Genomic DNA, 16,200 nt, shown 5'->3' on the forward strand with positions numbered 1-16,200 from the left:
GCTCGGCGCCCCTGCCTCGCTGAGCACCGCCAGATGTCCGGCGTGTGAACCGGGCGTGGAGGGATGTCCCGGATCTGGACGGTTTGTCAACTGTCCGGGTCTCGACTAGGTCTCACCGCTATCCGGACTGTTCTCTTGCGGTGTACCCCGTCTGTAGTGTGCGGCCATCAAACCTCACCACATGGCGAACCAGGGGTGGACCCATGCGCATATTCAAGTCCCGGGCCGGCCGGGCGATCACGGCAGCGGTCGCTGTCGGTCTGATCGCCACGGGCTGTTCCAGCGAGCGGGACGAGGGCGGCTCCAAGGGCGGCGACAGGAAGGACACCTTCGTCTTCGCCGGCTCCGGTGACCCAGGCTCCCTCGACCCGGCCCTCGCGAGCGACGGCGAGACGTTCCGCGTCACCCGTCAGGCGTTCGAGGCGCTGCTGGAGCACGAGCCCGGCGGCAGCAAGCTGGTCGGTGGCCTCGCCGAGACGTGGGAGGGTGACGCGGCCGGCAAGGTCTGGACGTTCAACCTGCGCCAGGGCGTGAAGTTCCACGACGGCGAGGCGTTCAACGCCGCCGCGGTCTGCGCGAACTACGACCACTGGTTCAACTGGAAGGGCACGTACCAGTCCAGCGCGGTCTCCTACTACTGGCAGACCATCATGGGCGGGTTCGCCAAGAACGAGGACGACGAGGCGCCCAAGCCGAACTACAAGTCCTGCACCGCCAAGGACGAGAACACGGCCGTCATCGAGGTGAACGAGCCCTCGGCGAACCTGCCGGGCGGATTCTCCCTCCAGGCGCTCGCGATCCACTCGCCGAAGGCGCTCAAGGAGTACGAGAAGCAGGACGCGACCGCCAAGGGCGACGCGATCACGTACCCCAAGTACAGCCAGGAGGCCGGCACGGTCGCCGGCACCGGCCCGTACAAGATCGTGAAGTGGAACAAGGGGAACAAGGAAGTCTCCCTGGAGCGCTTCGACGACTACTGGGGCGACAAGGCCAAGGTGAAGAACCTGGTCTTCCGCACCATCTCCACCGAGGAGACCCGCCGCCAGGCGCTCCAGGCGGGTGACATCGACGGCTACGACCTGGTCGCCCCGGCCGATGTGACGACGCTGGAGAAGCAGGGCTACGAGGTCCCCACCCGTGACGTCTTCAACATCTTCTACGTGGGCATGAGCCAGTCGGCCAACCCGGCGCTGAAGAAGCTCGAGGTCCGGCAGGCGATCACGCACGCCATCGACCGCGAGAACCTCGTCAACACCCAGCTGCCCGAGGGCGGCAAGGTCGGCACGCAGTTCATGCCCGACACGGTCGCCGGCTACTCGGACAAGGTGAAGACGTACCCGTTCGACACCGCCAAGGCGAAGGACCTCCTCAAGCAGGCCGGCGAGGAGAAGCTGAAGATCGACTTCTGCTACCCGACCGAGGTCACCCGCCCGTACATGCCTGCCCCGCAGGACATGTTCGAGCTGATGAAGGCCGACCTGGAGAAGGCCGGCATCACCATCACGCCGAAGGCCATGAAGTGGGCCCCGGACTACCTGGACGCCACCGAGTCCGGCTCCTGCGCCCTGCACCTGCTCGGCTGGACCGGTGACTTCAACGACGGCTACAACTTCATCGGCACCTGGTTCTCCGGCCCCGACAAGCAGTGGGGCTTCAAGGACGAGAAGGTCTTCGGCGCCGTGAACGCGGCCTCCAAGGTCACCGACACCGCCGGTCGCACCGCGGCGTACGAGAAGGCCAACGAGGCGATCATGGAGTACGTCCCGGGCGTGCCGATCTCGTCGTCCCCGCCGGCCATCGCGTTCGCCAAGAACGTCAACCCGCCGAAGGTCTCCCCGCTGACGCAGGAGAACTTCGCCGAGGTCTCCTTCAAGTAATCGCACACCAGCGGGTCCGCCCGGCCACAGCTACCAGGTGGCCGGGCGGATCCGCATCGACGCACGTGAGAAAGGGGCATGCGGGGTGCTGCGACTCGTCGTAAGAAGACTTCTCCAGCTCATTCCCACCCTGCTCGGCCTGTCGGTCCTGCTGTTCCTCTGGCTGAACCGACTGCCCGGCGGACCCGCCTCAGCGATCCTGGGAGAACGGGCCACCGAAGCCGAAGTGGCGAGGATCAACCGTGCACTCGGGCTCGACGAGCCGGTGCACGTCCAGTACTGGCGCTTCCTCAAGCGCATCTTCGAGCTCGACCTCGGAACCTCCACCCAGACCGGACAGCCGGTGTGGGAGGAATTCACCCTGCGCTTCCCCGCCACCGTGGAACTCAGCGTCGCCGCGATCCTGATCGCCGTGGTCGTGGGCATCCCGATGGGCTATCTGGCGGCCAAGCACCGCGGCGGCTGGCTGGACGTCGCCTCCGTCTCCGGATCGCTGCTCGGCATCTGCATCCCCGTCTTCTTCCTCGCCATGCTGCTGCGCGGGATCTTCTCCGTCCAGCTGGGCTGGTTCCCGAGCCAGGGCAGGCTCACCACCGGACTCAACGCCACCGACATCACCGGGTTCTCGGTCCTGGACGGGTTGCTGACCGGCGAACTCGACGCGAGCTGGGACGCGATCATGCACCTGGCCCTGCCGGCCGTCGCGCTGGCCTCGATCCCGCTCGCCGTCATCGTCCGGATGACCCGCGCCAGCGTCCTGGAGGTGCTCGGCGAGGACTACATCCGCACCGCCGAGTCCAAGGGCCTGGACAAGCGCGTCGTACGCGGACGCCACGTGCTGCGCAACGCGCTGCTGCCGGTGATCACCGCGGTCGGCCTGCTGACCGGCAGCCTGCTCTCCGGTGCGGTGCTCACCGAGTCCGTCTTCGACTTCGGCGGCATCGGCTCCTTCATCCGTACCGCGATCGACGGGCGCGACTACCCGGTCCTCGTCGGGTTCATTCTCTTCATCGCGATGGTGTACGTGCTCATCAACCTCCTGGTCGACCTCGCGTACAGCATCATCGACCCGAGAGTGCGGGTGCACTGACGTGACGATCATGACCAACAAGGCAGACAAGATCGACCGCCTCGCCGAGCTGACCCAGAGCTCCGAGTCGGTCGCCGGCACCAGCCTGTGGCGCGAGGCGTTCCGCCGTATGCGCTCCAGCAAGATGGCGATCATCGGCGCGGCGATCATCGCGGCCTTCGTGCTCGTCGCCGTCGTCGGCCCGATGGTGGCGCCGCACGGCCCCACCGCCCAGAACTGGCGCAGCGAGGTCTTCCCCAACCAGGGCAGGTTCGTCGGCATGCGCGGCGAGAACTGGTTCGGCCTGGACCACCTGGGCCGCGACATGTTCTCCCGCTGGCTCGTCGGAGCCCGGCAGACGCTTCTCGTCGGTGTGGTCTCCATGCTCATCGGCCTGATCGTCGGTGCCTCGGTCGGCATCGTCTCCGGCGCCGCCGCCACCCTCGGCGGCAAGATCGGCCGGCGCATCGACACCGTGGTCATGCGCATCACCGACATCATGCTGTCGCTGCCGTCCCTGCTGCTGGCCGTCTCGATCGCCGCCGTGCTCGGGCAGTCGCTGACCACCGTGATGATCGCCGTCGGTGTCGTCCAGATCCCCATCTTCGCCCGCCTGCTGCGGGGTTCGATGCTGGTCCAGGGCGGCGCGGACTACGTGCTCGCCGCGAAGGCGGTCGGGATCCGGCGCAAGCGGATCGTGCTGACCCAGATCCTGCCGAACTCCCTGAGCCCGGTGATCGTCCAGGCGACGCTGAGCCTCGCCACCGCGATCATCGAGGCGGCGGCCCTGTCCTACCTGGGGCTCGGCAACCCCGATCCGGCCGTTCCCGAGTGGGGCGTGATGCTCTCCCAGGCGCAGCGCTTCTTCGACAACGAGCCGATGATGGCCGCCTATCCGGCCATCGGGATCATCATCACCGCACTCGGCTTCACCCTGCTCGGGGAGTCCATGCGCGAAGCCCTCGACCCGAAGCTGCGAGGCTGAAGTCCTATGCCACTGCTCTCAGTTGAAGAACTCAGTGTCACCTTCACCGCGCGCGGCCGCAAGGACGCCACGGCCGTGGACGGCGTCTCCTTCGGCGTCGACCAGGGCCAGGTCGTCGGCCTGGTGGGCGAGTCGGGGTGCGGCAAGTCCGTCACCTCGCTCGCCCTGATGGGGCTGCTGCCCCGCAAGGGTGTGCGGATCGGCGGACGGGCCGAGTTCGACGGCCAGAACCTGCTGGGCATCAGCGAGCGCAAGCTCCGCGACATGCGCGGCAGCCAGCTGGCGATGATCTTCCAGGACCCGCTCTCCTCGCTGAACCCGGTCATCCCCATCGGCATCCAGGTCACCGAGATCCTCCAGCGCCACCGCGGCCTCAAGGGCGAGAAGGCCCGCAAGGAGGCGGTGTCCCTGCTCGACCGGGTCGGCATCCCCGACCCGGACCGGCGGCTCAAGGAGTACCCGCACCAGCTCTCCGGCGGTATGCGCCAGCGCGCGCTGATCGCCATGGCGGTGGCCTGCGCGCCCCGCCTGCTGATCGCCGACGAGCCGACGACGGCCCTGGACGTCACCATCCAGGCGCAGATCCTGGAGCTGCTCAAGGAGCTGGTCGACCAGGAGGGCACCGCCCTGCTGATGATCACCCACGACCTCGGTGTGGTGGCCGGCCTCTGCGACGAGGTCAACGTGCTCTACGCGGGCCGGGCGGTGGAATCGGCGGGCCGCCGCGAGCTGTTCGCCCACCCCACCCACCCGTACGCGCACGGGCTGCTCGGCTCCATCCCGCGTCTGGACGCGCCGCGCGGCGAGCCGCTCAACCCGATCCGCGGCTCCATCAACGACAAGATCGCCTGGGCCGACGGCTGCGCCTTCGCACCCCGTTGCGACCACTACACGATGGAGTGCCTCACCGGCACCCCCGAACTGACCGAACCACGCACCGCCGGACACCAGGTCCGCTGCGTCAACCCGGTCCTGCCCAAGGCGGAGGTCCCGGCATGAGCCTGCTCGAACTGGACGGCGTCAAAGTCCACTTCCCGGTCAAGAAGGGCCTCTTCTTCGACCGTACGGTGGGCCATGTCTACGCCGTCGACGGTGTCTCGCTCAGCGTGGAGGCCGGCCAGACCTACGGCCTGGTCGGCGAGTCGGGGTGCGGCAAGACGACGCTCGGCCGCGCGGTGCTGCGGCTGAACGACATCACCGAGGGCGCGGTCGTCTTCGACGGTACCGACCTCGCGCAGCTGCCCTCGGAGGAGATGCGGTCCTTCCGCCGCCGCCTCCAGATGGTCTTCCAGGACCCCCTGGGCAGCCTCAACCCCCGGCAGAACATCGAGTCGATCCTGGCCGAGGGCATGGCCGCCCACAACATCGGCAAGGACCAGGCGGAGCGCCGGGAGAAGATCAAGGAGATCCTCGCCAAGGTCGGCCTGCCGGCCAACGCGATGTCCCGCTACCCGCACGAGTTCTCCGGCGGCCAGCGCCAGCGCATCGGCATCGCCCGCGCGCTGGTGCTGGAGCCGGACGTCATCATCTGCGACGAGCCGGTCTCCGCCCTGGACGTCTCGGTCCAGGCGCAGGTGATCAACCTGCTGGAGGAGCTCCAGGAGTCGCTGGGCCTGACCTACCTGGTCATCGCCCACGACCTCGCGGTCGTCCGGCACATCTCGGACGTCATCGGGGTGATGTACCTGGGCGGGCTGGTCGAGGAGGCGCCGAGCGACGCGCTGTACGCGGGGCCCCGGCACCCGTACACCAAGGCGCTGATGTCGGCGGTCCCGGTGCCCGACCCCGAGGTCGAGGACCGCCGCGAGCGCATCCTGCTCCACGGCGACCTGCCCTCCCCGGCCAGCCCGCCGGCCGGCTGCCGCTTCCACACCCGCTGCCCGTGGGTGCAGGAGACCAAGTGCGCCACGGAGCGCCCGCCGCTGCTCGACACGGGCGACGGGCACAAGGTGGCCTGCCACTTCACGGCCGAGATCGAGGCCGGGACGGTGAAGCAGACCCTGGCGACCGGGATCGAGGCGGTCGTCTCCACGGAGGCGGTGGCGAGCGAGGCGGTGGAGGTGTCGGAGGGGGAGACCTCACCCGGGACCCCGGCCGCCGGTGCCCCGGCCGAGAAGGAGGAGCCCGAGACCGCCGGGCCGTCCGGGACCGCCGAGGTCTCCCGAACCGGCTCGGCCCTCAAGACCGCCGCCGAGCTGCCCGCGAACGTGCCGGGCCAGGCCGACGCGTCCGGCTCCGTACCGGCGGAGGACGGAGCCAAGGAGTAGGACGGGCACAATTGTCCGGTGCTCACCCAACTGTTCACGCCCTCCGTCCAGCATGCGCTCGACCTCGTCGGGATCTTCGTCTTCGCGATCTCGGGCGCCCTGCTCGCCGTACGCAAGAACTTCGATGTCTTCGGCATCGCGGTCCTCGCCGAGGTGACAGCGCTGGGCGGAGGGCTGTTCCGTGACGTGATGATCGGCGCGATCCCGCCCGCGGCCTTCACCGACCTCGGCTACTTCACCACCCCTCTCTTCGCCGCCGGGCTCGTCTTCTTCCTCCACCCGCACGTGGAGCGCATCCAGACCGGCGTCAACGTCTTCGACGCGGCGGGGCTCGGCCTGTTCTGCGTGACCGGCACGGTCAAGGCGTACGAGTACGGCCTCGGCCTCACGGCGTCCGCCGCGCTGGGGCTGGCCACCGCGGTGGGCGGCGGCGTGCTGCGGGACGTGCTGGCCAACGAGGTGCCCTCGCTGCTGCGCTGGGACCGCGACCTGTACGCGGTGCCCGCCATCGTCGGCGCGACCATGGTCGTCCTGTGCATCCGCTTCGACACCCTCAACGCCGTCACCAGCGGTCTGGCGGTCATCACCGCGTTCAGCCTGCGCCTGCTGGCCCTGCGCTTCCACTGGCGCGCGCCCCGCGCGTACAACCGCTCCTCCGCGCGGGCGGAGGAGGGCCCGGCGGCGACCTGAGGCGGTGATCTCGCCCAAAAAGCTACCGCTCAGTAGGGCGATCGATGTACCGTGCATGCCATGGCACAGGCAGCGACAGAGGCGGCGGCACAGACCGCACGGGCAACCATCGGCGACAGCGAGTTCGACCGGGACACCGCGGTCACCCCGCGCGAGGAAGGCGTCTACGACGCGGAGCTCTCCGCCGGCTGGACCATCATCCACGCCGTCAACGGCGGCTATCTGCTGGCGCTCCTCGGCCGCGCGCTGGGCGAGGCCCTGCCGCACCCCGACCCGTTCTCGGTCTCCGCGCACTACCTCACCGCCTCCGTCCCCGGCCCCGCCGTGATCCGGACCCAGACCGTCCGCACCGGCCGCACCCTCTCCACCGGCCAGGCCTCCCTCTTCCAGTACGCCGAGGACGGCAGCGAGATCGAGCGCATCCGGGTCCTCGCCACCTACGGCGACCTGGACGCCCTCCCCGACGACGTACGCACCACCGCCCTGCCGCCCGCCATGCCCGCCCGTGAGCAGTGCCTCGGCGCGGCCGACGGCAACGCCCCGATCCCCGGCAGCTCGGCCATCACCGAGCGCCTGGACATCAGGCTGGACCCGGCCACGGTCGGCTGGGCGGTCGGCGCCCCGTCGGGCAAGGGCGAGATGCGCGGCTGGTTCGGCCTCGCGGACGGCCGCGACCCCGACGCCCTCTCCCTGCTGCTCACCGTGGACGCCCTGCCGCCGACCTCCTTCGAGCTGGGCCTCACCGGCTGGACCCCCACCGTCGAACTCACCACCCACATCCGCTGCCGCCCCGCCCCGGGACCGCTGCGCGTCTCCATCACCACCCGCAACCTCGCGGGCGGCTTCCTGGAGGAGGACGCCGAGGTCTGGGACAGCGCCGACCGCCTCGTCGCCCAGTCCCGCCAACTGGCGAAGGCCCCGCGCACCGAGTAGGGCCTGCCCCCCGGACCGGGCCGCGGCAGGGTGGACTGGGCTGCATCGAGAGAGGTCCGGGGAGGATCGAGTGAGGTCCGGGGCGGATCAGGCCGGTACGGCGGCATCGCCGTCCTCCACGGCTTCCGCACCGACGTCACCGGCCTCACCACCGACGAGGCCCGCGCCCTGTTCGTGCTGGCCACCGAGGGCGCGCACGCCGCGCTCGGCCTGGACGCCGCGCTCAGCTCCGCCCTGCGCAAGGTGATGGCCGCCCTGCCCGCCCCGCACCGCCCGGCCGCCGAGCAGACCAGCCGCCTCTTCCGCGCCGACCGGATCCGGGCCGCCGACCGCACCGAGGAGCCGGCGCGGCGGCGGGCCGGGGTGGAGCTGGGCGAGGTGTGGGACGTGCTGCGCGCCCAGGTGGAGCGGCGCCCCGGCGGGGTACGTCTGCGGGTCCGGGTGCACCGCTCCCGGCTGGACCTGTTCCGGCGCCTGCACGCGGGCGTGCTGACGGGGGAGCCGCAGCCGGACGAACCCCGGGCCGGGGAGAGGCCGGCCCGGTGGCTGCTGGCCGAACTCGCGGTCCCCGAGGTCGCCTGGGCCCGCTCCCTGCTCTCCTTCGGGCCGAACCTGGAGGTGCTCGCCCCGCCCGAGGCCCGGGAGCTGCTGGCCGAGGCCGCCGCCCAGGTCGTCGAGGTGTACGCGGCCGGCGGCTGAAGGGCCCGCCGTCACTCCCAGGTGGCGGACTCCGGATCGACGCCGTGGGCCCCGGCGTTCGCGGCGATCACCGCGCACAGCCATCGGCCGAGCCCCGGCTCGATCGCGTCGTGGTGCGCGGCGTACCCGCGGTCGGTGATGTACGTCCGGCCGATGCAGACCTGCATGGCGTACGTGCAGTCGAAGTACGTGGAGATCAGCGCGCGGTGCCGTTCCGCGAGGGCGTTCGCCCGGTCCGATCCGGCGGCGACGCCGGTGCGGTACGCGGCGGCGAGGTCGGTGTTCAGGGCCTCGGTGGTCGCCGCCACGGCCTTCCAATCCTCGGCGCTCATCCCGGCGGCCCGCTCCGCGTACTGCGCCCACTGGTCCGTGGAGCCCCAGCGCTCCTCGGCCTCGTCGGCCCAGCCGGGCTGCCAGTCGGCCCCGAAGATCTCGACCTGTTCCTCGGGGGACAGCCGAATCCCGGGCTTCGACTCCAGCAGCATCCGGTCCACCGCTCCGACCATCCGTCGCAGCCGGGAGATCCGGTCCACGAGCTGCCCGCGCTGCCGGTGCAGATGCTCGCGCGCGTCGACACCCGGGTCGTCCAGGAGCCGCCCGATCTCGGCGAGCGGGACGCCGATCTCCCGGTAGACGAGGACCCGGTGGAGCCGGGCGACGTCGTCGTCCCCGTACACCCGGTATCCGGCCCGTGTGCGCCCGCCCGGCCGCACCAGACCGATCGTGTCCCAGTGGTGCAGTGTCTTCACGCTGACCCCGACGAGCGCGGCCGTCCGCCCGACGGTCAGCCCGTCGGCGGGCGGCCCCTGCGGGCGGCGGTCCTCGCTCATCACCGGTCCAGTCTCCCGCAGCCGGGCGGACGGGAGCCGGGGGTACGGGGCGCGGAGCCGGGTCACGCGGTGGTCGGCACGCCCGCGTTGGCGAGCACCTCGCGCGCGGGCAGGGCCACGCTCGCGGCGGCGGTCAGCCCGGAGGCCGCGAGGTGGGCGTCCACGAAGCGCAGCCCGGCCGCGTATCCGGCGAAGTCCGGCAGTCCGACCGGCCGCTGCCCCAGATGGCGCGTGGTGCGGTCGCCGTACACGTACGCGGGGAGGTTCTGCATCCCGGCGACGTCGATTCCGGCCGCCACCTTCGCGCAGGCCTCGTCCAGCTCCGCGCCGGACAGCGTCGTGGCCCAGGGGCCCATGGCGGCCTCGCCCGCCAGCTCCCGTACGAAGGCCTCGGCCAGCCCTTCGGCCACGACCTGCTCGCCGACCGTGACCGCCGTCGGGTCCCAGACCACGTTGGCGTAGCGGACGTTGTGGTGCAGTTCGTGGGCCGCGGCGTACTCGATCCTGGCCAGGCTGGTCGCGGTGGGCCACATCGTCAGCAGGATCGCCCCGGGAATGCCGCCGAAGCCGAAGTAGCCGTCGTTCAGGGTGGTCAGCGGGTTGTCGGGGTCACCGAGGACCAGGACCACATGCACGGTGCCGGCCGTCCGCGCAGCGGGCGCCGCCGTGCTCAGCCGCTCCCGTGCGGCGGCGAGGGACTCCTCGATCCGCTGCCACACCCGCGCTTGCCGCATCCGCTCCAGGGCCGCCAGGTGGCGCGGGTCGTCCCGGTCGAGCCGGAAGCCGCTGCCCGTACGGTGCGTCTCGACCAGGTCCCCGATCCCCACCCGGGACGTCACCTCCTGCAACGGGGCGAGGATCTCGCGCAGGGCGTCGGGCCGCTGGGCGTGCGGGCGGTGCAGGAGGTCGAGCAGGGCGGAGGCGGTGTCATGGACGATGATCTTCATGTCCGGGGACCGTAGAGCCTCCTGTCGCAGGAGGGTCAAGCGCCGTTCCCCGGCCCTGTCCGTTCACCCCTCGTCCAGCCAGTGGGCGCGGCCGATCGAGACCAGGCGCAGGCGCCGCCGGGCGACCTCGACGATGTCCCGCTCATGCCGCGGACCGGCCTCCAGGAGGGCCGACGCGGTGATCACCATGTGGTCCACGTAGAGGCCGCCCAGCATCAGCAGGTCCTCCTCGCTCCACCCGGCCGACCCCGGCTCCTGGCCGAGCGCCACGGCCACCTCCTCCGCGAACCGGAACAGCTGGGCGGCGATGGCCTCGCGCACCGGGCGCACCCCGCCGTGCTGCTCGCGGGCGATGAACCGGAAGTGGGCGGGCTGCGCGCCGACGTGCCGCGCGATCACCGCCACGCTGCGGTCCAGCCGCTCCTCGCTGTCGCCCGTCTCCGCGAGCACCGCGGCGATCAGCCCGTGCAGGCTGCCCAGCGTCTCCTCCACCAGGGCCACGCCGAGGGCCGCGGTGTCCTCGAAGTGCCGGTAGAAGGCCGTGGGGGTGACCCCGGCGGCCCGGGTCACCTCGCGCAGCCCCAGGCTGCTCAGGCTCTGGTGCTCCAGCAGCAGGAGCGCGGCGTCCAGCAGGGCCTGGCGGGTCTTCAGCTTCTGGGCCTGGCGGATCCCGGCGGTGTGACTCATGCCATTCAGTAAACAACCGTTCTCCGAGCCAAGGAAGGGGTCATAGGTTTAGGCTGACTGGTCAGTGAACACTCGTACTCCGAACGGCTTTCGTCTTCGTCGTCGTACAGAGAGGTCCCGCCGTGCTCGTCCTCGTCGCCGCGCTGCTGCTGCTGGGAATCGCCCTCGGGGCGGTCGCCCAGCTCCCGGTCCCGGTCTCCCTGGCCGCCGCGACCGTGATCGGCTGCTGGCTGCTGATCTTCGCCGTACGGGAGCGCCACGGGCGCCGTACGCGCTGACCGGCGGCCGCCACGCCCGCTGACCGGCGCCCGCCGCACCGGCACCCGCACCGGCACCCGCTGAGCCTGCCTCATCCGGACCGATCCGAAGGAGCTCGCACCATGACCCTCACCGACCTCGCCCGCCGCACGAGCCACGTCATCGAAAAGGCTGACAGGGGTGACAGGGGTGACAAAGGTGACAAGGGCGTGGCGCCGCGGCAGCCGCCTCCGCGCGAAGCGGCCACGCCGGCCACCCCGGCCACCGTGGCCACCCCGGCCCCGGAAGCCACCCCCGCCGCTGCCCCCACCCCCGCTCCCCGCCGGGCCGCCGGCCGTGAGGCGGACGGGCTGGCTGTGGCGTCCTTCGTCCTCGGCCTCGTCGGCCTGCTGGCGTTCAACCTGCTCCTCGGCCCCACCGCGATCGTGATGGCGCTGCTGGCCTTGGCGCGCCGCACCCGTCGCCCCCGCCGCGCCTACCTCGGCCTCGCACTCGGCGTCGCCGACCTCGTCGTCCTGGCCGTCCTGGTCACCGCCAACGGCACGGTCGCCTGGAACCTCGGCGCCTGACGCGGCCGTTCCGAGCCGCTCACCCCGTTCCGGATCGGGCTCCGGGGCGGGTTCCGGCCGGGCTCCGGATCGGACCCCGGGCGGGTTCCGGACCGGGTTCCGGGAGGGTTCCGGGCCGGTCCGTCGCACCCCTGTGCGAGCGTGTTCGGCCACCGCGCGGTGACGCGCCCGCCATGCGCCCCGCCCCGGACTCGTAGAATCGGCCCCACCATGGCCTACCTCGACCACGCCGCGACCACGCCGATGCTTCCCGAAGCGATCGAGGCGATGACCGCCCAGCTCGCCGTCACCGGCAACGCGTCCTCCCTGCACGCAGCCGGGCGCCGGGCCCGCCGTACCGTCGAGGAGTCCAGAGAAACCCTCGCCGACGCCCTCGGCGCCCGCCCCAGCGAGGTGGTGTTCACCTCCGGCGGTACGGAGGCCGACAACCTCGCCGTCAAGGGCCTCTACTGGTCCCGCCGCGACGCCGACCCCCGCCGCACCCGGGTCCTCGCGGGCCCCGTGGAGCACCACGCCGTCCTGGACGCGGTCGACTGGCTCGCCGAGCACGAGGGCGCGACCGTCGACTACCTCCCGGTCGACCGCTACGGCCGGGTCCACCCCGAGGACCTGCGCGAGGCGATCCTCCGCAACCCCGACGACGTCGCGATGATCACCGTGATGTGGGCCAACAACGAGATCGGCACGATCATGCCGGTACGGGAACTGGCGGCGGTGGCGGCCGAGTTCGCCGTCCCCATGCACGCCGACGCGGTCCAGGCGTTCGGTCAGCTGGAGGTCGGCTTCGCCGCCTCCGGACTGGCCGCGATGACGGTCAGCGGCCACAAGATCGGCGGCCCGTTCGGCATCGGCGCGCTGCTGCTGGGCCGCGACCACACCCCCGTACCCGTGCTGCACGGCGGCGGCCAGGAGCGGCACGTGCGCTCCGGCACCCTGGACGTGCCCGCCGTCGCCTCCTTCGCGGTGGCGGGGCGGCTGGCCGCCGAGGGGCGCGAGCACTTCGCCCGGCGCGTCGGCTCCCTCCGCGACGACCTGGTCGCCGCCGTACGCCACGCCGTCCCGGACGCCGTCCTGGGCGGCGACCCGGACCCGGCCGGGCGGCTCCCGGCCAACGCCCACTTCAGCTTCCCCGGCTGCGAGGGCGACTCCCTCCTGCTCCTCCTGGACGCCCAGGGCATCGAGTGCTCCACCGGCTCCGCCTGCACCGCCGGGATCGCCCAGCCCAGCCACGTACTCCTGGCCACCGGCACCGACCCGGAGCTGGCCCGGGGCACCCTGCGCTTCTCGCTCGGCCACACCTCGACCGAGGACGACGTCAAAGCGCTGGCCCAGGCGATCGGCCCGGCGGTGGAGCGGGCGCGGACGGCCGGGCTCAGCTGACGGCGGCCACTATTCCGCGCGCGTGGCGGAGGCCGAGGCGGACGGGGCGGGCGCGGGTGGCGGTGCCGTGGCCGCCCGCCGCACCAGCTCGAGATAGCGGTCCCAGTCCCAGTGCGGCCCCGGGTCGGTGTGGTCGGTGCCCGGCACCTCCACGTGCCCGATGATGTGCTCCCGGTCGATGGGTATGCCGTACCGCGCGCAGATCGACGCCGTGAGCCGCGCCGACGACTCGTACATCTCCTTCGTGAGGTCCTTGGGCCGGTCCACGAACCCCTCGTGCTCGATGCCGACCGCGCGCTCGTTGTAGGAGCGGTTGCCCGCCTGGTACGCCACGTCCAGCTCGCGGATCATCTGCACCACCCGCCCGTCCTGCCCCACGATGTAGTGCGTCGCGGCCCGGTGCGCGGGGTCCTGGAACACCCTCACCGCACTGTCGAAGCTGCCCTGGGTGACATGGATGATCACCCGGTCGATCCGGAAGTCGTCCGGGCGGTCCGCGCGCCGCCAGTTCGCCTCCGAGGCGGCGACCCAGGTGGCGCCCGCGTAATCCAGCTCACCGGGCTTGCGGGGCTTCTCCACGCCCGGCACCCGCCACCAGGCCCGCTTCACCTCGTCGCGCGCGAGCACGGCGGCCGTCCCGGCCGCCACCACCGCACCGCCGCCGATCAGCAGCGCGCGCCGGCTGACGCCGCCCGCGGACTTCTTCCGCGACGACCTGCCCGAGGGCTTGCGCGACGCCCGGGTGCTCCCGTTGTTCCCCATGTGGTCACCAACGCATATCCGCGAGCGTTCGGTTCCCGGCGACCCGTACCCTGGAGGGGCTATGACTCAGACTCCCCAGCGCCCCCTGCGTGTTCTCGCCGCGATGTCGGGCGGCGTGGACTCCGCCGTCGCCGCCGCCCGCGCCGCCGAGGCGGGCCACGACGTGACCGGTGTCCACCTCGCCCTCTCCGCCAACCCTCAGTCCTTCCGGACCGGGGCGCGCGGCTGTTGTACCATCGAGGACTCCCGGGACGCCCGCCGCGCGGCCGACGTCATCGGTATCCCGTTCTACGTCTGGGACCTGGCGGAACGCTTCCGCGAGGACGTCGTGGAGGACTTCGTCGCGGAGTACGAGGCCGGGCGCACCCCCAACCCCTGCCTGCGCTGCAACGAGAAGATCAAGTTCGCCGCGCTGCTCGACAAGGCCCTCGCCCTCGGCTTCGACGCCGTCTGCACCGGCCACTACGCCACGGTGGTGCTCGCCGAGGACGGCAGCCGCGAGCTGCACCGCGCCTCCGACATGGCCAAGGACCAGAGCTATGTGCTGGGCGTCCTGGACGAGAAGCAGCTCGCCCACGCCATGTTCCCGCTCGGCGACACCCTCACCACCAAGGACGAGATCCGCGCCGAGGCCGAGCGCCGGGGCCTGGCCGTCGCCAAGAAGCCCGACAGCCACGACATCTGCTTCATCGCCGACGGCGACACCCAGGGCTTCCTGGCCAACCGCCTGGGCGGCCCGGCCGAGGGCGACATCCTGGACGAGACGGGGACGAAGCTGGGCACCCACGAGGGCGCGTTCGGCTTCACCATCGGCCAGCGCAAGGGCCTGAAGATCGGCCACCCCGCCCCCGACGGCAAGCCGCGCTACGTGCTGGACATCTCCCCGGTCGACAACACGGTCACCGTCGGCCCGGTCGAGGCCCTGGACGTGACCTCCCTGACCGCCATCAGGCCCCGCTGGTGCGGAACGCCCCCGGCCGGCCCGGGAACGTACACCGCGCAGCTGCGCGCCCACGGCGGCGAGAGTGAGGTGACGGCGGAGCTGGTGGACGGCACGGAACTGAACGTCACGTTCACCGAGCCGGTACGGGGCGTGGCCCCCGGCCAGGCGGTCGTCCTGTACGACGGCACCCGCGTGGTCGGCTCGGCCACCATCGCCACGACCGTGCGGCGCGAGCGGGTCTCCTCAGGGGCCTGATCCCCGGGTCGTCTCACGACGCCAGGGGCTTGGTCCGCAGCTCACGACGTCACGAGGCTGACCCCGGGCTCACGGCGTCACGAGGCTGATCCCGGGCTCACGACGTCAGGGGCCTGATCCCGGGCGCACGACGTCAGGGGCCTGATCCCCGGGCCGCCTCACGACGCCTGGCCCACGTGCACGCCCCGGGCGAAGAAGTCCGCCAGCACCGGGGCGAGCACCTGCGGTGCCACCTCGCGCATCTGGCCCGTCAGCGTGCGGTGCCGGGCGCGCGGCAGGGCCTCGGCCAGGGCGCGGGTGGACGCGCGGGCCCGCGCCGGGCTGAAGCCGCCGCAGACCACCAGCGTGCGGGCGGTGACGGCGGCGAACCGCTCGGCCGGGACGTCCCCGTCGCCCAGCACCGCGTCGTCGTACGCCAGCGTGTGCGCCAGCGCCTCCAGGCCCGGCCACAGCGGTGCCCGCCGCATCCGGCCCACCGTCGCCGCGTCGATGCCCGACGCGGTCAGGAACAGCTCCACCGCCCCGGCCCGGTCCCCGGCCGCCAGCAGCCGGTGCAGCCGCGCCGTGCAGCGGGCCTTGAAGAGGAGGCCGGAGGCGCCGGGGGTGTAGGGCGGCTCGTAGACGGCGAGCAGGCTGACGGGGAGCCCGGCGGCGGCGGCCTCCAGGGCCAGCGCCCCGCCGGAGGACATCCCGAAGACCGCGGCCCCGGGGCCCGCCGCACCCACGACAGCCGTCAGATCCTCGACCTCCCGGCGCACGCGGACGGCCTCGGCGTCACCGCCCCCGGCGTCCCCGGCGTCCCCGGCGTCACCGCCGGCGCCGCGGCCCCGGCGGTCGTACGTGACCACGGTGAAGCGCGGCGCCAGCAGGGCGGCCAGGGGTGCGTCGGTCGCCGAGGTGCTCAGTGCCCCGCCGACCAGCACCAGCGGTGGCCCCTCGCCCTGGCGGCGGTAGGCGATCGGTGTGCCGTCGGCGGAGAGAATCCTGTCCATGGGAGGGCAGACCGGGCCGGGCCGGGAAACTCATCGCCGCGGTGGGAGGAATGTGGC

17 protein-coding genes are annotated in these 16,200 nt (G+C 72.2%); 12 read left to right on the plus strand and 5 right to left on the minus strand.

The window, feature by feature from the left end:
- Nucleotides 1-203: 203 nt before the first annotated feature.
- The 8 genes from AB0917_RS01060 (at nt 204) to AB0917_RS01095 (ending at nt 8,520) form a co-directional block, all read left to right on the plus strand.
- Nucleotides 204-1,877: an ABC transporter substrate-binding protein gene (locus AB0917_RS01060; protein WP_366817317.1), complete on the plus strand. Its 1,674-nt coding sequence runs from the start codon at nt 204-206 to the stop codon at nt 1,875-1,877.
- An 85-nt stretch (nt 1,878-1,962) separates the two neighbouring features.
- A complete protein-coding gene (locus AB0917_RS01065; protein WP_366817318.1) occupies nt 1,963-2,967 on the plus strand; it encodes an ABC transporter permease in 1,005 nt (334 codons plus the stop codon).
- Between the two features lies 1 nt (nt 2,968).
- A complete protein-coding gene (locus AB0917_RS01070) occupies nt 2,969-3,931 on the plus strand; it encodes an ABC transporter permease (RefSeq protein WP_366817319.1) in 963 nt (320 codons plus the stop codon).
- A gap of 6 nt (nt 3,932-3,937) precedes the next feature.
- Nucleotides 3,938-4,930: an ABC transporter ATP-binding protein gene (locus tag AB0917_RS01075; RefSeq protein WP_366817320.1), complete on the plus strand. Its 993-nt coding sequence runs from the start codon at nt 3,938-3,940 to the stop codon at nt 4,928-4,930.
- Nucleotides 4,927-6,198 (plus strand): oligopeptide/dipeptide ABC transporter ATP-binding protein, encoded by a 1,272-nt coding sequence (locus AB0917_RS01080; RefSeq protein WP_366817321.1) that lies wholly within the window; start codon nt 4,927-4,929, stop codon nt 6,196-6,198. Before AB0917_RS01075 ends, AB0917_RS01080 begins: the two co-directional genes overlap by 4 nt.
- Nucleotides 6,199-6,216: 18 nt before the next feature.
- Nucleotides 6,217-6,888, plus strand: a complete 672-nt coding sequence (locus AB0917_RS01085; RefSeq protein WP_366817322.1) for a trimeric intracellular cation channel family protein — start codon at nt 6,217-6,219, stop codon at nt 6,886-6,888.
- Nucleotides 6,889-6,948: 60 nt separating this feature from the next.
- Entirely contained in the window at nt 6,949-7,821 is an 873-nt protein-coding gene (locus AB0917_RS01090; protein WP_366817323.1) for a thioesterase family protein, read from the plus strand.
- Nucleotides 7,822-7,851: 30 nt separating this feature from the next.
- Nucleotides 7,852-8,520, plus strand: a complete 669-nt coding sequence (locus tag AB0917_RS01095) for a WYL domain-containing protein (protein WP_366817324.1) — start codon at nt 7,852-7,854, stop codon at nt 8,518-8,520.
- Between the two features lie 11 nt (nt 8,521-8,531).
- Here AB0917_RS01095 and AB0917_RS01100 read toward each other — a convergent pair whose 3' ends face one another.
- From AB0917_RS01100 to AB0917_RS01110, 3 genes are all read right to left on the minus strand, one after another.
- Nucleotides 8,532-9,353: a MerR family transcriptional regulator gene (locus tag AB0917_RS01100; RefSeq protein ID WP_366817401.1), complete on the minus strand. Its 822-nt coding sequence runs from the start codon at nt 9,351-9,353 to the stop codon at nt 8,532-8,534.
- Between the two features lie 59 nt (nt 9,354-9,412).
- Nucleotides 9,413-10,297 (minus strand): DUF2268 domain-containing putative Zn-dependent protease, encoded by an 885-nt coding sequence (locus AB0917_RS01105; RefSeq protein WP_366817325.1) that lies wholly within the window; start codon nt 10,295-10,297, stop codon nt 9,413-9,415.
- A gap of 63 nt (nt 10,298-10,360) precedes the next feature.
- A complete protein-coding gene (locus AB0917_RS01110; RefSeq protein ID WP_366817326.1) occupies nt 10,361-10,984 on the minus strand; it encodes a TetR family transcriptional regulator in 624 nt (207 codons plus the stop codon).
- Between the two features lie 122 nt (nt 10,985-11,106).
- On the opposite strand from AB0917_RS01110, the gene AB0917_RS01115 reads away from it, so the two are divergent.
- From AB0917_RS01115 to AB0917_RS01125, 3 genes are all read left to right on the plus strand, one after another.
- Nucleotides 11,107-11,262: a hypothetical protein gene (locus tag AB0917_RS01115; RefSeq protein ID WP_366817327.1), complete on the plus strand. Its 156-nt coding sequence runs from the start codon at nt 11,107-11,109 to the stop codon at nt 11,260-11,262.
- Nucleotides 11,263-11,364: 102 nt separating this feature from the next.
- On the plus strand, nt 11,365-11,811 hold the full coding sequence (locus tag AB0917_RS01120; protein ID WP_366817328.1) for a hypothetical protein: 447 nt from the start codon (nt 11,365-11,367) through the stop codon (nt 11,809-11,811).
- A 210-nt stretch (nt 11,812-12,021) separates the two neighbouring features.
- Nucleotides 12,022-13,191 (plus strand): cysteine desulfurase family protein, encoded by a 1,170-nt coding sequence (locus AB0917_RS01125; RefSeq protein WP_366817329.1) that lies wholly within the window; start codon nt 12,022-12,024, stop codon nt 13,189-13,191.
- A 9-nt stretch (nt 13,192-13,200) separates the two neighbouring features.
- Here AB0917_RS01125 and AB0917_RS01130 read toward each other — a convergent pair whose 3' ends face one another.
- Nucleotides 13,201-13,953 (minus strand): peptidoglycan recognition family protein, encoded by a 753-nt coding sequence (locus tag AB0917_RS01130; RefSeq protein WP_366817330.1) that lies wholly within the window; start codon nt 13,951-13,953, stop codon nt 13,201-13,203.
- A gap of 61 nt (nt 13,954-14,014) precedes the next feature.
- Between AB0917_RS01130 and mnmA the strand changes: the two genes are divergently transcribed.
- Nucleotides 14,015-15,151 (plus strand): tRNA 2-thiouridine(34) synthase MnmA, encoded by a 1,137-nt coding sequence (gene mnmA / locus AB0917_RS01135; protein WP_366817331.1) that lies wholly within the window; start codon nt 14,015-14,017, stop codon nt 15,149-15,151.
- 158 nt (nt 15,152-15,309) lie between these two features.
- On the opposite strand, the gene AB0917_RS01140 is transcribed toward mnmA, so the two are convergent.
- Nucleotides 15,310-16,143 carry an alpha/beta fold hydrolase gene (locus AB0917_RS01140; RefSeq protein WP_366817332.1) on the minus strand — a complete coding sequence of 278 codons (834 nt, stop codon included), beginning with the start codon at nt 16,141-16,143 and terminating at the stop codon, nt 15,310-15,312.
- Between the last annotated feature and the right edge of the window lie 57 nt (nt 16,144-16,200).

Source organism: Streptomyces sp. NPDC007346, from assembly GCF_040703535.1.
Lineage (GTDB): Bacteria > Actinomycetota > Actinomycetes > Streptomycetales > Streptomycetaceae > Streptomyces.

Excerpts from the sequence above, each read along its gene's own strand:
- AB0917_RS01060 (WP_366817317.1), top strand. The coding sequence starts at position 204 with ATGCGCATATTCAAGTCCCGGGCCGGCCGGGCGATCACGGCAGCGGTC.
- AB0917_RS01075 (WP_366817320.1), top strand. The coding sequence starts at position 3,938 with ATGCCACTGCTCTCAGTTGAAGAACTCAGTGTCACCTTCACCGCGCGC.
- AB0917_RS01080 (WP_366817321.1), top strand. The coding sequence starts at position 4,927 with ATGAGCCTGCTCGAACTGGACGGCGTCAAAGTCCACTTCCCGGTCAAG.
- AB0917_RS01090 (WP_366817323.1), top strand. The coding sequence starts at position 6,949 with ATGGCACAGGCAGCGACAGAGGCGGCGGCACAGACCGCACGGGCAACC.
- AB0917_RS01105 (WP_366817325.1), bottom strand. The coding sequence starts at position 10,297 with ATGAAGATCATCGTCCATGACACCGCCTCCGCCCTGCTCGACCTCCTG.
- AB0917_RS01110 (WP_366817326.1), bottom strand. The coding sequence starts at position 10,984 with ATGAGTCACACCGCCGGGATCCGCCAGGCCCAGAAGCTGAAGACCCGC.
- AB0917_RS01120 (WP_366817328.1), top strand. The coding sequence starts at position 11,365 with ATGACCCTCACCGACCTCGCCCGCCGCACGAGCCACGTCATCGAAAAG.
- AB0917_RS01125 (WP_366817329.1), top strand. The coding sequence starts at position 12,022 with ATGGCCTACCTCGACCACGCCGCGACCACGCCGATGCTTCCCGAAGCG.
- AB0917_RS01130 (WP_366817330.1), bottom strand. The coding sequence starts at position 13,953 with ATGGGGAACAACGGGAGCACCCGGGCGTCGCGCAAGCCCTCGGGCAGG.
- mnmA (WP_366817331.1), top strand. The coding sequence starts at position 14,015 with ATGACTCAGACTCCCCAGCGCCCCCTGCGTGTTCTCGCCGCGATGTCG.
- AB0917_RS01140 (WP_366817332.1), bottom strand. The coding sequence starts at position 16,143 with ATGGACAGGATTCTCTCCGCCGACGGCACACCGATCGCCTACCGCCGC.